Annotated in this window: 10 protein-coding genes; 1 reads left to right on the forward strand and 9 read right to left on the reverse strand. The window is 74.3% G+C overall.

The features are described from left to right. Positions 1 to 32: 32 nt before the first annotated feature. From cobA to Cph01nite_RS07540, 6 genes are read right to left on the reverse strand one after another with little or no spacing between them, the layout of a single operon-like run. Entirely contained in the window at positions 33 to 1,247 is a 1,215-nt protein-coding gene (gene cobA / locus Cph01nite_RS07515; protein WP_203672855.1) for a uroporphyrinogen-III C-methyltransferase, read from the reverse strand. After that, positions 1,244 to 2,707 (reverse strand): sulfate adenylyltransferase subunit 1, encoded by a 1,464-nt coding sequence (locus Cph01nite_RS07520; RefSeq protein WP_239069120.1) that lies wholly within the window; start codon positions 2,705 to 2,707, stop codon positions 1,244 to 1,246. Before Cph01nite_RS07520 ends, cobA begins: the two co-directional genes overlap by 4 nt. Further along, the gene (gene cysD, locus Cph01nite_RS07525; RefSeq protein WP_203672862.1) at positions 2,707 to 3,648 is read right to left on the reverse strand and encodes a sulfate adenylyltransferase subunit CysD; all 942 of its coding nucleotides are present in this window, start codon (positions 3,646 to 3,648) and stop codon (positions 2,707 to 2,709) included. The genes Cph01nite_RS07520 and cysD overlap by 1 nt, the downstream gene beginning before the upstream one ends. Beyond that, on the reverse strand, positions 3,645 to 4,364 hold the full coding sequence (locus Cph01nite_RS07530) for a phosphoadenylyl-sulfate reductase (RefSeq protein ID WP_203672865.1): 720 nt from the start codon (positions 4,362 to 4,364) through the stop codon (positions 3,645 to 3,647). Before Cph01nite_RS07530 ends, cysD begins: the two co-directional genes overlap by 4 nt. Continuing rightward, positions 4,361 to 4,519 (reverse strand): hypothetical protein, encoded by a 159-nt coding sequence (locus tag Cph01nite_RS07535; protein WP_203672866.1) that lies wholly within the window; start codon positions 4,517 to 4,519, stop codon positions 4,361 to 4,363. The genes Cph01nite_RS07530 and Cph01nite_RS07535 overlap by 4 nt, the downstream gene beginning before the upstream one ends. Beyond that, on the reverse strand, positions 4,516 to 6,186 hold the full coding sequence (locus Cph01nite_RS07540) for a nitrite/sulfite reductase (protein ID WP_203672867.1): 1,671 nt from the start codon (positions 6,184 to 6,186) through the stop codon (positions 4,516 to 4,518). Before Cph01nite_RS07540 ends, Cph01nite_RS07535 begins: the two co-directional genes overlap by 4 nt. A 351-nt stretch (positions 6,187 to 6,537) precedes the next feature. Here Cph01nite_RS07540 and zapE point away from each other — a divergent pair, with 351 nt between their 5' ends. Next, positions 6,538 to 7,623: a cell division protein ZapE gene (zapE, locus tag Cph01nite_RS07545; RefSeq protein ID WP_203672870.1), complete on the forward strand. Its 1,086-nt coding sequence runs from the start codon at positions 6,538 to 6,540 to the stop codon at positions 7,621 to 7,623. 13 nt (positions 7,624 to 7,636) lie between these two features. On the opposite strand, the gene treZ is transcribed toward zapE, so the two are convergent. Genes treZ through glgX form a run of 3 tightly spaced genes read right to left on the reverse strand, consistent with a single transcriptional unit; the run spans position 7,637 to position 14,143 of the window. Further along, a complete protein-coding gene (treZ, locus tag Cph01nite_RS07550) occupies positions 7,637 to 9,433 on the reverse strand; it encodes a malto-oligosyltrehalose trehalohydrolase (RefSeq protein ID WP_203672874.1) in 1,797 nt (598 codons plus the stop codon). Between the two features lies 1 nt (position 9,434). Beyond that, positions 9,435 to 11,954: a malto-oligosyltrehalose synthase gene (gene treY / locus Cph01nite_RS07555; protein ID WP_203672885.1), complete on the reverse strand. Its 2,520-nt coding sequence runs from the start codon at positions 11,952 to 11,954 to the stop codon at positions 9,435 to 9,437. Continuing rightward, positions 11,951 to 14,143 (reverse strand): glycogen debranching protein GlgX, encoded by a 2,193-nt coding sequence (gene glgX, locus Cph01nite_RS07560; protein ID WP_203672889.1) that lies wholly within the window; start codon positions 14,141 to 14,143, stop codon positions 11,951 to 11,953. The genes treY and glgX overlap by 4 nt, the downstream gene beginning before the upstream one ends. Positions 14,144 to 14,212 lie beyond the last annotated feature (69 nt).

A 14,212-nucleotide genomic window follows, 5' to 3' on the forward strand; every position in this document is an offset into this window, starting at 1 on the left:
GCGGTGCGGGCCGAGGGCGGGGGCGCCGGGGGTCAGGCCGTCGGCAGCGGCCGCGGCCCGAGCGACGCGGCGAGGGAGGCGACCTGGCCGACGACGATGACCGCGGGGTTGCGGACGCCGACGTCGCGGGCACGCTCCGCGACGTCCGCGACGGTCCCGACCGTCGTGCGCTGCGACGGCAGGGTGCCGTCCTCGACGACCGCGACGGGTGTCGCCGGGTCGAGCCCGTGCGCGGCGAGCAGCGCCATGTGCTCACCGATCCGGCCGACGCCCATGAGCAGCACCAGCGTGCCCCGCAGCCGGGCGAGCGTCGCCCAGTCGGTGTCGGCGTCGTGGGCCGAGACGACCGTCACCTGGCGGGCGAGGTCGCGGTGCGTGACCGGCACGCCGGCGGCACCCGGCACGGCGATCGCGCTCGTGACGCCCGGCACCACCTCGACGTCGACACCCGCGTCCCGGCACGCGGCCAGCTCCTCGCCGCCGCGCCCCAGCACGAAGGGGTCGCCGCCCTTGAGGCGGACGACGCGCTGCCCGGCGCGGGCGCGCTCGACGAGCAGGAGGTTGATCTCGGCCTGCGTGAGCGTGTGCGCGTGCGGTGCCTTGCCCGCCTCGACGACCTCGACGTCCGGCTCGAGCTCGTCGAGCAGCGCGCGCGGCGCGAGGCGGTCGACGACGACGACGTCCGCCTCGGCCAGGGCGCGGCGTCCCCGCGTCGTGATGAGGCCCGGGTCGCCCGGCCCGCCGCCGACGAGGGTGACGCGACCAGGGCCGGGCCGGCGGCGACGCAGCGGCAGGGCGCCGGTGTCGAGCTGCACCTGCAGCGCCGAGCGCAGGGCGACCGCGCGTCGCGGGTCGCCGCCCGCGCTGACCGCGACCGTCACGTCGCCCGCGCGGGCGACGGCCGGCGTCCACGCGGTGGAGGCCGCGGCGTCGTCGGCCCGCACGCACCACGTGCGGTTCGCGTCGGCCTCGGCCGCCACCGCGTCGTCCGTGCGACGCTCACCCGTCGCTGTGTGGACCAGCCACGCGCCGGCGAGGTCACCGTGCACGTACTCGCGGGCGTCCCACGTCAGCGCACCGGCCGCGGCGAGGTCCGCGAGGTCCTCGCACAGCGCCGGCGCGACGACGTGCACGGCCGCGCCGTCCGCCAGCAGGCCGTGGGCGCGGCGGGCGGCGACGGGTCCGCCCCCGACGACCACGGCGCGACGACCCGCCAGGTCCAGCAGCAGCGGGTGGCGCGGGCTCATATCCCCGCCCCGGCCAGCCAGTCGTCGTCGCGCTCGTCCGCGCGCACCGGCGCGAGCCGGTCCAGCAGGGTCGGTCCGACCAGACCGGCGGCGAGCGTGCTGCCGTCGGCCGGGTCGACGACCAGGAAGCCCCCGGTCCGGCGGTGCGTCGCGTAGTCGTCGAGCACCACGGGCTCGGCCAGCCGCAGGCGCACCCGTCCGATCGCGTTGAGACCGAGCGAGCGCGGCGCCGCCTCGGTCGACGTGTCGGTGGCGTCGATGGTGTGCAGGGTGTCGACCGCGTCCCACTGCTCGACCGTCAGCGTGTCGACGTCGAGGCGGGCGTCGACCTCGCGCAGCAGGCCCCGCACGGTGCGCGTGCCCAGCCGCACGAGCACCCGGGCCCCGGGCACCGAGCGCCGCTCCGTGAGCCAGCACACCGTCCCGACGAGGTCCTGGCCCGTCGGCACGTCCTCGGCCGCCGGCACGAGCACGTCACCGCGCGCGACGTCCAGGTCGTCCGCGAGACGCACCGTGACCGACCGCGGTGCGTCCGCGGCGTCGAGCGGGCCGTCGAACGTGTCGAGGCCGACGACGCGGCTCGTCCGGCCCGACGGCAGCACGCGCAGCTCGTCGCCGACCCGCACGACGCCCGAGGCGACCTTGCCCGCGTACCCGCGGTAGTCGGGGTGCTCGGGCGTGCGGGGACGGATCACGTACTGCACCGGCAGCCGCAGGGGCTCGGTGGCGGCGTCCCGGGCGACCGGCACGCTCTCGAGCAGCTCCAGGAGCGTCGGACCGTCGTACCAGGGCGAGCGTGCCGACCTGTCGACGACGTTGTCCCCGTCGAGGGCCGACAGGGGCACCGCGTGCACCGCCGGCAGCCCCAGCACGTGCGCGTAGTCGGCGAACTCGCGCGCGATGGTCCGGAACGTGGCCTCGTCGAAGCCGACCAGGTCCATCTTGTTGACCGCGAGCACGACGTTCGGCACCCCGAGCAGCGCCGTGAGCGCCGCGTGCCGCCGCGTCTGCTCGAGCACGCCCTTGCGGGCGTCGACGAGCACGATCGCGAGCTCGGCGGTCGACGCGCCGGTCACCATGTTGCGCGTGTACTGGACGTGCCCCGGGGTGTCCGCCAGCACGAAGGCACGCCGCGCGGTCGAGAAGTAGCGGTAGGCGACGTCGATCGTGATGCCCTGCTCGCGCTCGGCACGCAGCCCGTCGGTGAGCAGCGCGAGGTCGACCCCGCCGGCCTCGCCGCCCCGGGCCGCGGTGGCACGCTCGACGGCCGAGAGCTGGTCGGCCAGCACCGACTTCGTGTCGTACAGCAGGCGCCCGATGAGGGTGCTCTTGCCGTCGTCGACCGAGCCCGCCGTGGCCAGCCGCAGGAGGTCGCGGTGCGCGTGGTCGCCGGGGTCGGCGACGGCGCCCGGGTGGGACGGCGCGGGCTGTGCGAGCCCGGCCGGTGCGTGCGTGCCCATCAGAAGTACCCCTCGCGCTTGCGGTCCTCCATGGCGGCCTCGGAGGCCCGGTCGTCCGCGCGGGTCGCGCCGCGCTCGGTGAGCCGGCTCGCGGCCACCTCGGCGATGACGTCCGCGACGTCGGCGGCCGTCGAGTCGACGGCGCCGGTGCAGCTCATGTCGCCGACCGTCCGGTACCGCACGTGCCGTCGCTCGACGGTCTCGTCGGGACGCGGACCGCCCCAGCTGCCCGCGGTCAGCCACATCCCGTCGCGCGCGAACACCTCGCGCTCGTGCGTGAAGTAGATGCCCGGGAGCTCGATGCCCTCGCGCTCGATGTAGCGCCACACGTCCAGCTCGGTCCAGTTCGACAGCGGGAAGACGCGCACGTGCTCACCCGGCTTGTGGCGGCCGTTGTAGAGGTCCCACAGCTCCGGACGCTGCCGGCGAGGGTCCCACTGCCCGAACTCGTCGCGCAGCGAGAACATCCGCTCCTTGGCCCGCGCCTTCTCCTCGTCGCGTCGTCCGCCGCCGAAGACCGCGTCGAACCGGTGCGCCGTGATGGCGTCGAGCAGCGGCACCGTCTGCAGCGGGTTGCGCGAGCCGCCGGGCCGCTCGACGACGCGGCCGTCGTCGATCGCGTCCTGCACGCTGGCGACGACGAGCCGCAGGCCGAGCGCGGCCACCGTCCGGTCCCGGTACTCGATGACCTCGGGGAAGTTGTGCCCGGTGTCCACGTGCATGACGGGGAACGGCACCGGGGCGGGCCAGAAGGCCTTGCGCGCCAGGTGCAGCATGACGATCGAGTCCTTGCCGCCGGAGAACAGCAGGACCGGGCGCTCGAACTCGCCGGCGACCTCGCGCATCACGTGGATGCCCTCGGACTCCAGCGCGTCGAGCTGGGTGAGCCGCGGGGGAGCGGGGGACCCGGTCGTCGTGGTCGGGGTGGTCGTCGTCGTCATGTGTGCAGCCCGCATTCCGTCTTGTTCGTCCCTGCCCAGCGCCCCGCGCGCGGGTCCTCGCCCGGCGCGACCGCGCGCGTGCAGGGGGCGCAGCCGATCGAGGCGTACCCCGCCTCGCGCAAGGGGTTGAGCACCACGTGGTGCTCGGTGACGTAGGCGTCCACGTCGTCCTGGGTCCACGCCGCCAGGGGGTTGAGCTTGACCTTGGCCCGCTTGGCGTCCCAGCCGACGACCGTGATGTCGGTGCGCGTGGGGGCGTCCTCCCGGCGCATGCCGGTCACCCACGCCGTGTAGGGCGCGAGCGCCCGCTCGAGCGGCTCGACCTTGCGCAGCGCGCAGCACAGGTTCGGGTCACGGTCGTGCAGGCGCGGCCCGTGCTCGGCGTCCTGCTCCGCGACCGTGCGCAGCGGCAGGACCGTGCGCAGGTTCACGGCCGTGAAGTCGGCGTAGTAGTCGCGGGTGCCGATGGTCTCGGCGAAGTGGTACCCGGTGTCGAGGAACACGACGTCGATCCCGGGAACAGCCTTCGCGGCGAGGTCCACGAGCACCTCGTCGCCCATCGACGACGCGAGCACCAGGTCGTGCCCGAACACGTCACGGGCCCAGCGCAGGACGTCGGACGGGTGCGCGCCCTCGAGGTCACGCCCGGCCTGCTCGGCCAGGGCGCGCAGCTCGTCGGGCGTCAGGTCGGTCACGGGGCGGGTCGTCGTGCTCACCGCGCACCGACCAGTCCGACGAACCGCAGCGCGAACGCCCGCGCGCACGCACGGCACTCCCACTGGCCGTGGGTCTCGCCCGCCGGCCACAGGTCCTCGCTCGCGCAGAACGGGCAGTAGTAGGGCACGGCCCGCTGCCCGGACGTCTCGCTCATCGCAGGTCCTCCTCGTCGGCCCGGTGCGCCCACTGGGCGAAGACCTCGCCCGGCGTGCGCTGCTCGTCGAACCGCCGCGTGACGCGCTCGACGTAGTCCGGCAGCTCGGACGCCGGCACGCGCAGGCCGCGCAGCGTCTTGCCCAGGCCGCTCGTCAGGCCCAGGCCGCCACCGAGGTGCACCTGGTAGCCCTCCTCGCCGCCGGCCAGCGCGCCCTTGAGGCCGATGTCGGCCGTCTGGATGCGCGCGCAGGAGTTCGGGCAGCCGTTGACGTTGATCGTGATCGGCTGGTCGAACGTCGGCAGCCGCTCCTCGAGCTCCCCGATCAGCGCCGTGGCGCGGCCCTTGGTCTCGACGATGGCGAGCTTGCAGAACTCGATGCCGGTGCACGCCAGGGTGCCGCGCCGGAAGCTCGAGGCCGTGCGCACCCGCAGGCCGAGGGACTCCAGGCCGTCGACCAGGGTGTCGACCCGCTGCGGCTCCACGTCCAGCACGACGAGCTTCTGCTCGGTGGTCAGCTGCACGCGGTCGGAGCCGGACTCCTCGACGAGGTCGGCCAGCGCGGTGAGCACCGGCCCGGAGACCCGCCCGACCGTCGGCGCGGCCCCCACGTAGAAGAGGCCGTCCTTCTGCGGGTGCACCCCGACGTGGTCGCGGTTGCCCGTGGGCGGGGGCGGGGGCGCCGGCCCGTCGGGCAGGGCGTGGCCCAGGTACTCGGTCTCGAGCACCTGCCGGAAGACCTCGGGGCCCCAGTCGGCGACGAGGAACTTCAGGCGGGCGCGCGTGCGCAGCCGGCGGTACCCGTAGTCGCGGAAGATCCCCACCACGCCGCACCACACCTCGGGGACCTGCTCGAGGGTGACGAACGCGCCGAGGCGCTTGCCGAGCATGGGGTTGGTCGACAGCGCACCGCCGACCCACAGGTCGAACCCCGGGCCGAGCTCGGGGTGCACGACCCCGACGAACGCCACGTCGTTGATCTCGTGCGCGACGTCCTGGTGGGGTGAGCCGCTGATGGCGGTCTTGAACTTGCGCGGCAGGTTCGAGTAGGCGGGGTCGCCGATGTAGCGGTCGCGGATCGCCTGGATCGCCGGGGTGCCGTCGACGATCTCGTCCGCGGCGACGCCGGCGACCGGTGAGCCGAGGATGACGCGCGGTACGTCGCCGCAGGCCTCCTGCGTGGTCAGCCCCACGGACTCCAGGCGGCGCCAGATCTCCGGCACGTCCTCGATGCGGATCCAGTGCAGCTGGATGTTCTGCCGGTCGGTGATGTCGGCCGTGCCGCGGCCGAACTCCTGCGAGATGCCCGCGACCGTGCGCAGCTGCTGCAGCGTGAGGGTGCCGCCGTCGCAGCGCACGCGCAGCATGAAGTACTCGTCGTCGAGCTCGTGCGGCTCGAGCGTCGCCGTCTTGCCGCCGTCGATGCCGGGACGGCGCTGCGTGTACAGCCCCCACCACCGCATCCGCCCGCGCAGGTCCTCACCCGGGATGGAGGCGAAGCCCTCGTGGGCGTAGACCGTCTCGATCCGGTGGCGGACGTTGAGGCCGTCGTCCTCCTGCTTGAGCTTCTCGTTGGCGTTCAGCGGCTCGCGCTGGCCGAAGGCCCACTGGCCCTCGGGCCGCTTGGCCGGTTCGACGATCGGTGTGCGGGACGTGGTCTGCGCCATGGGCGCCACCTCCGGGGTGCTGGGGGTGCGTGCTCACGCGTCCGCGCACGACGACGAGGTCGTGGGTACCGGGCGCGGACCACGCGCCCGTGGGGGGACGGGGCGGGTCAGCGGTTCCGCGGACAGCAGGCACACGGGACCGCAGCGGCGCGACAGCACCGACACATGTCGCGGTTCCCGGGGAGGCTCACGCGACGAGGGTGGCACGCCGGCGGGCGATGCGGGAGGAGTCGTCCGGATCGCGAGACATGTGTTCGAGGGGTGGACAGTCGTCCAGGACCCGGTCGGGCGCGTCACCCGGGACCTGCGACCCCGGCCCGCGCCTCGGGTCGTGGGACGTATCGTCGGTCCGTGACCTCTGCCGACCCCGCCACCGCGGGCGTGACCGCCACCCTGCCCTCGCTGACGGCGCGCCACCCCCGGGTCCCGGCGGCCCGCCTGCTGGCCGAGCTCGTCCCCCCGCGGCACTTCGCCCACGAGTCGTTCGACACCTACCAGCCCGACCCGGAGCACCCCGCGCAGCAGCGCGCCCTCGACCGCCTCCGCGAGGTCGCCGAGGAGCTCGCCCGGCCCGCGCGCGGCGGCGGTGCGTGGTGGCGGCGGCGCGCCGCCGCGAGCGTGCCCGCGGTCTACCTCGACGGGGGGTTCGGGGTGGGCAAGACCCACCTCCTGGCGTCGCTGGCGCACGCGGTCGGTCTGCAGCGCACGACCTACGGGACGTTCGTCGAGCTCACGCACCTCGTGGGCGCGCTCGGCTTCGCCGCCACGGTGGACGCGCTGGGGGAGCGGCGGCTGCTGTGCATCGACGAGTTCGAGCTCGACGACCCCGGCGACACGGTGATGATGTCCCGCCTGCTGCGCGAGCTGACCGACCGCGGGGTCGCGATCGCCGCCACGTCCAACACGCTGCCCGGCTCCCTGGGTGAGGGACGCTTCGCCGCCGAGGACTTCCTGCGGGAGATCCAGGCGCTGGCCGACCGGTTCGAGGTGCTGCGGATCGACGGGGAGGACCACCGGCACCGCACGGTGACGACCCACGCGGCCACGCTCGACGCCGACGACGTGCGCGCGGTCGTGGCGGCGCGCGACGACGCCACGCTCGACGACTTCGACACGCTGCTGGGGCACCTCGCCGACGTGCACCCCAGCCGCTACGGCGCCCTGCTGGACGGGATCGACCTCGTCGGGCTCACCGGTGTGCACCGGGTCGCGCGGCAGGACGTCGCGCTGCGCCTCGTCGTGCTGGTCGACCGCCTCTACGACCGTGACGTGCCGGTCGCGCTCGCGGGCGAGGCAACCTCGGACGCGGCCGCCGGGGCGGACCTGTTCACCGACGAGATGCTCGCCGGCGGCTACCGCAAGAAGTACTACCGGGCGCTGTCCCGCCTCGGCGCCCTCGCCGCCGAGGGCGCCGAGCTCGCTGCGGCGTCGCGCTGAACCGAACGGCGCCTCAGGCGAGCACCACGACGGCACGCGCCGGCACGTCGACCACGAGCGGGTCGTCGGGCGTGGTCGAGGGGTGGACGGCGCCGCCGTCCCACGCCGCGACGACCCGCAGCGGGCGTGCGGCCCGGACGGGCACCGCGGCGGGGGCGTGCGCGAGGTTGACCACCACGCGCGCGTCGCCGCGGTGCAGGACGAGGACGCCCTGCCACCCGGGCGCGTCCGTCCTCGGGGCGTCCAGCACCTCGAGCTCCGTCCGGTGCCGGTCGCCCGAGGCGAGGTCCGGCACCGCGCGGCGGAGCGCGACGAGCACCCGGTGCCACTCCAGCAGCCGCGCGTGCTCCGGGGCAGCCGGCTCGGACCAGTCCAGCACGCTGGCGCGGAACGTGGCGGGGTCCTGCGGGTCGGGGACGTCGACGGGGCCGCCGTACAGGTCGACCCAGCCGTGCCCCCCGAACTCCCGCGTGCGCCCCTCCCGCACGGACTGCGCCAGGTCGGGCTCCGGGTGGTCGGTGAAGTACCGCCACGGCGTGCTCGCCCCCCACTCCTCACCCATGAAGAGCATGGGGGTGAAGGGGGACAGCAGCACGAGGGCGGCCTGGGCTGCCAGACCGCCGGCGTCCACGCGTGCGGACGGCCGGTCCCCGAGCGCGCGGTTGCCCACCTGGTCGTGGTTGGCGCCGAACACGACGAAGCGGTGACCGTCGACGTCGTCCGGCACGGGCGCGCCCCACGGCTCGCCCCGGAACGTGGACATCCCGCCGTCGTGGACGAAGACCCGCGTCAGCGCGGTGCGCAGGACCTCCGGGGACCCGAAGTCCACGTAGTAGCCGTGCTGCTCGCCCGTGACCAGCGCGTGGATCGCGTGGTGGACGTCGTCCGCCCACTGCGCGGTCATGCCCCAGCCGCCGTCCTGCGTCGTCGCCAGGCTGGCGACGTCGTTGAGGTCCGACTCGGCCACGAGGCCGACCGGTCGCCCGAGGGCGGTGGCGAGCTCGCCCACCTCGTCCGAGAGCTGGGCGAGCAGGTGGCGCGGCGAGTCGTCGGCCAGGGCGTGGACCGCGTCGAGGCGGAAGGCGTCGACGTGGAAGTCGCGCGCCCAGCGCAGCACCGAGTCGCAGATCCACCGTCGCACGTGCTCGGAGCCCGCGCCGTCGAGGTTGATCGCGTCCCCCCACGGCGTGCTGTGCGCGCTGGTGAAGTAGGGGCCGAGCTCGTGCAGGTAGTTGCCGGAGGGACCCAGGTGGTTGTGGACGACGTCCAGGCACACGGCGAGCCCGACCGCGTGCGCGGCGTCGACGAACGCCTGCAGGGCCTGCGGGCCGCCGTACGGCTCGTGCACCGCGTAGAGCGCCACCCCGTCGTAGCCCCACCCGTGGCGTCCGTTGAAGGGCGCGACCGGGAGCAGCTCGACCACGTCGACACCGAGCTGCACGAGGTGCTCGAGCCGGTCGGCCGCGGCCGCGAGGGTGCCCTGCGGCGTGAAGGTCCCGACGTGCAGCTCGTACGTCACGGCGCCGCGCACGTCGACGCCGCTCCACCCCGCGTCCGTCCAGGCGAACCGGTCGGCGTCGAACACCCGCGCCGGTCCGTGCACGCCGGCGGGCAGCCAGGCGGCGCGCGGGTCGGGTCGGGGGTCGCCGCCGTCGAGCGAGAACGCGTAGTCCGTCCCGTGCTCGAGGGTCACGTCGGCCACCCACCACCCGTCCGCCTCGGCCCGCAGGTCGGACCGTGCGTCGTCGCCCGGCAGGACGAGGGCGACGTGCTCGGCGTACGGCGCCCACAGGCGCGGCGTCAGCGCCATCTCAGGCCTCCTCGCGGACCAGGAGCGCGACCGGCAGGCGCTCCAGCACGTCGGCCACGCGCTGCACACCACCTGCGACGGCCCGGTCGGTCAGGACGTCGTGCCACGTGCCGTCGGGCAGCGCCAGCGTGTGGTCCGCCCACCCGCCCAGGCGGTCGACCGCCGCGGCCAGGCGGGTCGCGACGACCACGACCCGTGGCTCGCCCGCGACCGTCCGGGCGTAGGCCATGGAGTGACCCGACGAGTGCGGCAGCGCCACGAACCCGGCGTCCGGGCCGATGAACGCCTCCGCGAGGTCGCGACGCACGCGCAGCGCGCGGGAGGTCACCAGCATCTTCTCGTCGGCTGCACCGCGGGGACCTGCACCCTCGTCGAGCCGGGCCAGCCGCGCCACCAGGTCGGCGGCGTCCACCGGGCGGCGGTTGTCCGGGTCGACCAGCGCCGGGTCGGGCACCTCGGTGCCCTGGTAGACGTCGGCGACCCCCGGCAGGGTGAGCTGCACCAGCTTGGTGCCCAGGGTCGCGGCCCGCACCGCCGAGCGCGTGCGCACCTCCCAGTCGGCCAGCAGCCCGAGCACGGCCGGGTCGGTGCGCGCCCGCCGGGCGGCCGACAGCACCGCGTCCTCGTACGCGGTGTCGGGCGCCGTCCACGAGGTGTGCGACTTGGCCTCCCGCACGGCCTTGGTGAGGTACTCCACGAGGCGGTCCTCGGTGATCGGCCCGTCGTCCGTCCACGTCCCCGCCAGCGTCTGCCACAGGAGGTACTCGGTGCGTCCGTCCAGGAGCGTCCCGCGGTACGGCGCCGAGACGCGGCGCAGCTCCTCGACCAGGGCCGACCACTCGTGCGGCACCTCGGACAGCACGCCCAGGCGCGCACGCGTGTCCTCGCTGCGCTTGGTGTCGTGCGTCGACAGCGTCGTCATGCCCAGCGGCGCGGCCGCCTGCGTGCGCGCGGCCCAGGCCGTCAGGTCCGTGGGCGTCGTCGCGAAGCGCACCGGCTCGCCGCCGACCTCGCACAGCGCCACCAGGTGCGTCCAGCGGTAGAACGCGGTGTCCTCGACGCCCTTGGCCATGACCGCGCCGCAGGTCTGCTGGAACCGGACGACGAGCTCGTCACGGCGCGGGTCGCGGGTGCGTCCCGCCGAGCCGGCCTCGCGCCCCAGCAGCAGGTCGAGCAGCACGTCCATCGTCGCCTCGCGCTCGGCGCCCAGGTGCCGCCGCGCACGCCGTGCGGCCGACGTGAGCACCGACACCGAGGTCGACGGCGGGGTCTCGCCCGGCACCACGTAGGCGCGGTAGCGGTCGAACGCCACGAGCAGCTCGACGAGGCACTCCTCGAGCGCCCGCCACGTGTGGTCCCGCAGCCGCAGGTCCTCGTGGCAGATCTCGGCCGCGAGGTTGGTCAGGCGGTGGACCTCGGCGTACAGGGGGCCGTCGACGATCTCGCGCTTGGCGCCCTGCTCGACGTCCTCGAACGCGTCCGACACGTCACCGGTGAGCCGGTGCATGACCGAGCCGAGCGCACCCGCACCCCCCGGGTCCACGAACGTCTGCTGGACGCGCCACAGCGCCTCGTACCCCGTGGTGCCGGCGGTCGCCCAGTCGTCGGGCAGCTCCTCGGTCCCGGCGAGGATCTTCTCGACGACCACCCACGCGCCGTCGGTGGCCTCGCGCAGCCGGGCCAGGTACCCGGCAGGGTCGGCCAGGCCGTCGGGGTGGTCGATGCGCAGGCCGTCGATCACGCCGTCGCGCAGCAGCCGCAGGACCAGGGCGTGCGTCGCGTCGAAGACCTCGGGGTCCTCCACCCGCACCGCGACCAGCGTGCCGACGTCGAAGAACCGGCGGTAGTTGAGCTCCTCGTCGGCCACCTTCCAGTACGCCAGCCGGTAGTGCTGGCGCTCCACGAGCTCGGCCAGCGGGAGCTGCTCGGTGCCCGGGCGGACGGGGAACACGTGGTCGTGGTAGCGCAGGACCGTGCGCGGGCCGACGCCCGGCACGTCCTCCTCGACCAGGCGCAGCTCGTCCCGTGCGAGGACGGCGCCGATCCGGTCACCGAGGACGGGCATGAGCACGGCGCCGTCGCCGGCGGACCAGTCGACGTCGAACCACGCCGCGAACGGGGAGTCCGGGCCCGCGTCGAGCACGGACCACAGCGCGCGGTTGTGCCACACGGGCGTCGGCACCGCCATGTGGTTGGGCACGATGTCGAGCACGAGACCCAGCCCGGCGCCGTGGGCGACCTCGGCCAGGCGCCGCAGGCCCGCCTCCCCGCCCAGGGTGGCCGCGACCTCGTCGTGGTCCACGACGTCGTACCCGTGCGTCGAGCCGGGAGCGGCGGCGAGGACCGGCGACAGGTACACGTGCGTGACCCCGAGGGTCGAGTAGTACGGCACCCGCGCGGCGACGTCGTCGAACGTGAGGTCGCTGCCGAGCTGCACGCGGTACGTCGAGACGGGCACCCGGTGCGGCGCCCGGACCGACCTGCGCTCGGGGACCGCGCGCTCGGCGCCCGGCTCGCTCATGCGCCGGCCCGGGAGGCCTTGGTGGCCTCGCGGGCCGCGGTCGCGGCCGCGCCGCTGCCGGACGCCGAGGGCGCCTCGCCCTCGGGCGGGCGGGTCAGCAGCACCATGGAGCGCGGCGCGAGCGTCACCTTGCCGCGCGAGCGGATCTCGCGCCCCGGTCGCACCTGCGAGTCCGTGTCGAGCACCGCGGTCCAGGCCGCGCCGTACTCCGCGCCGGGCATCTGGAACTGCTTCTTCTCCCAGTGCCCGTTGAACAGGAGCAGGAACGAGTCGTCGACGACGTCCTGGCCGCGCATGTCCGGCTCGTCGATCGCGTCGCCGTTGAGGAACACCATGACCGCGAACGCGTGGTCCGACGACCACGCCTCGTCGGACATGTGGCCACCGGTCGGGGTCATCCAGGCGATGTCGCGCAGGTCGGACTCGCCGCCGTGCTCCGCGGCGCCGGCGAAGAACCGGCGCTGGCGGAACACCGGGTGGTCGCGGCGCAGGTGGATCACGCGGCGGGTGAACTCCAGCAGCGACTGCCGGTCCTCGTCGAGGTCCCAGTCGACCCAGGTGATCTCGTCGTCCTGGCAGTAGCCGTTGTTGTTCCCGCCCTGCGTGCGGCCGAGCTCGTCACCGTGCGCGAGCATCGGCACGCCCTGGGACAGCAGCAGGGTCGCGAGGAAGTTGCGCTGCTGGCGGGCGCGCAGCTGCAGGATCTCGGGGTCGTCGGTCGGACCCTCCACGCCGCAGTTCCACGAGCGGTTGTGGCTCTCGCCGTCGCGGTTGTCCTCGCCGTTGGCCTCGTTGTGCTTGTCGTTGTACGACACCAGGTCGCGCAGGGTGAACCCGTCGTGCGCGGTGACGAAGTTGATGCTGGCGATCGGCCGGCGGCCGGTGTGCTCGTAGAGGTCGGACGATCCCGTCAGGCGGCTCGCGAACTCCCCGAGGGTCGAGGGCTCGCCGCGCCAGAAGTCGCGCACCGTGTCGCGGTACTTGCCGTTCCACTCGGTCCACAGGGGAGGGAAGCCGCCGACCTGGTAGCCGCCCTCGCCGAGGTCCCACGGCTCCGCGATGAGCTTGACCTGGGAGATCACCGGGTCCTGGTGCACGAGGTCGAAGAAGGCCGACAGCCGGTCGACCTCGTGGAACTGCCGGGCGAGGGTGGCGGCCAGGTCGAAGCGGAACCCGTCGACGTGCATCTCGGTCACCCAGTAGCGCAGCGAGTCCATGATCAGCTGCAGGACCGCCGGCGAGCGCATGAGCAGGGAGTTGCCCGTGCCGGTGGTGTCGAAGTAGTGCGACGGGTCGTCGTCGACCAGTCGGTAGTAGCTGGCGTTGTCGATGCCCCGGAAGCTCAGGGTCGGGCCCATGTGGTTGCCCTCGGCGGTGTGGTTGTAGACCACGTCGAGGATGACCTCGATGTTCGCGGCGTGCAGCGCCTTGACCATCGACTTGAACTCCTGCACCTGCTGACCGGTGCCCGCCATGGAGGCGTAGCCGTTGTGCGGCGCGAAGAACCCGATCGTGTTGTAGCCCCAGTAGTTCGACAGACCGCGCTCCTGCAGCGACGGGTCGTTGACGAACTGGTGCACGGGCATGAGCTCGATCGCGGTGACGCCCAGGGTCGACAGGTGCTCGACGACCGCGGGGTGCCCGAGGGCGGCGTAGGAGCCGCGCAGCTCCTCCGGCACGGCTGGGTGCAGCCGCGTCAGGCCCTTGACGTGGGCCTCGTAGATGACCGACTCGTGGTACTCGTGCTCCGGCGGGCGGTCGTGGCCCCAGTCGAAGAAGGGGTTGATGACGACCGACGTCATCGTGTGCCCGGCGGAGTCCGACTCGTTGCGGGTGTCGGTGTCCCCGAACGTGTAGGAGTAGAGGGACGCGTCGCCGTCGATCTGCCCGTCGATCGCCTTCGCGTACGGGTCGAGCAGCAGCTTCGAGGGGTCGCACCGGTGACCCGACGCGGGGTCGTACGGCCCGTGCACCCGGTAGCCGTACCGCTGGCCGGGGGCGATCGCGGGCAGGTAGCCGTGCCACACGAAGGCGTCGACCTCGGGCAGGTCGACGCGGGTCTCCGTCCCGTCGTCGTCGATGAGGCACAGCTCGACGCGCTCGGCGACGCCGGAGAACAACGCGAAGTTGGTCCCCGTGCCGTCGTAGGTGGCGCCGAGGGGGTAGGGGCGTCCGGGCCAGATGTGCATGGGCTCAGCGTGCCAGCCAGCCGGGATCTCGGCGCCTCGAGCGGGTGTGCCCGGCGTCACGTCCGGCCC

This window comes from Cellulomonas phragmiteti (genome assembly GCF_016862775.1).
Classification (GTDB): domain Bacteria; phylum Actinomycetota; class Actinomycetes; order Actinomycetales; family Cellulomonadaceae; genus Cellulomonas; species Cellulomonas phragmiteti.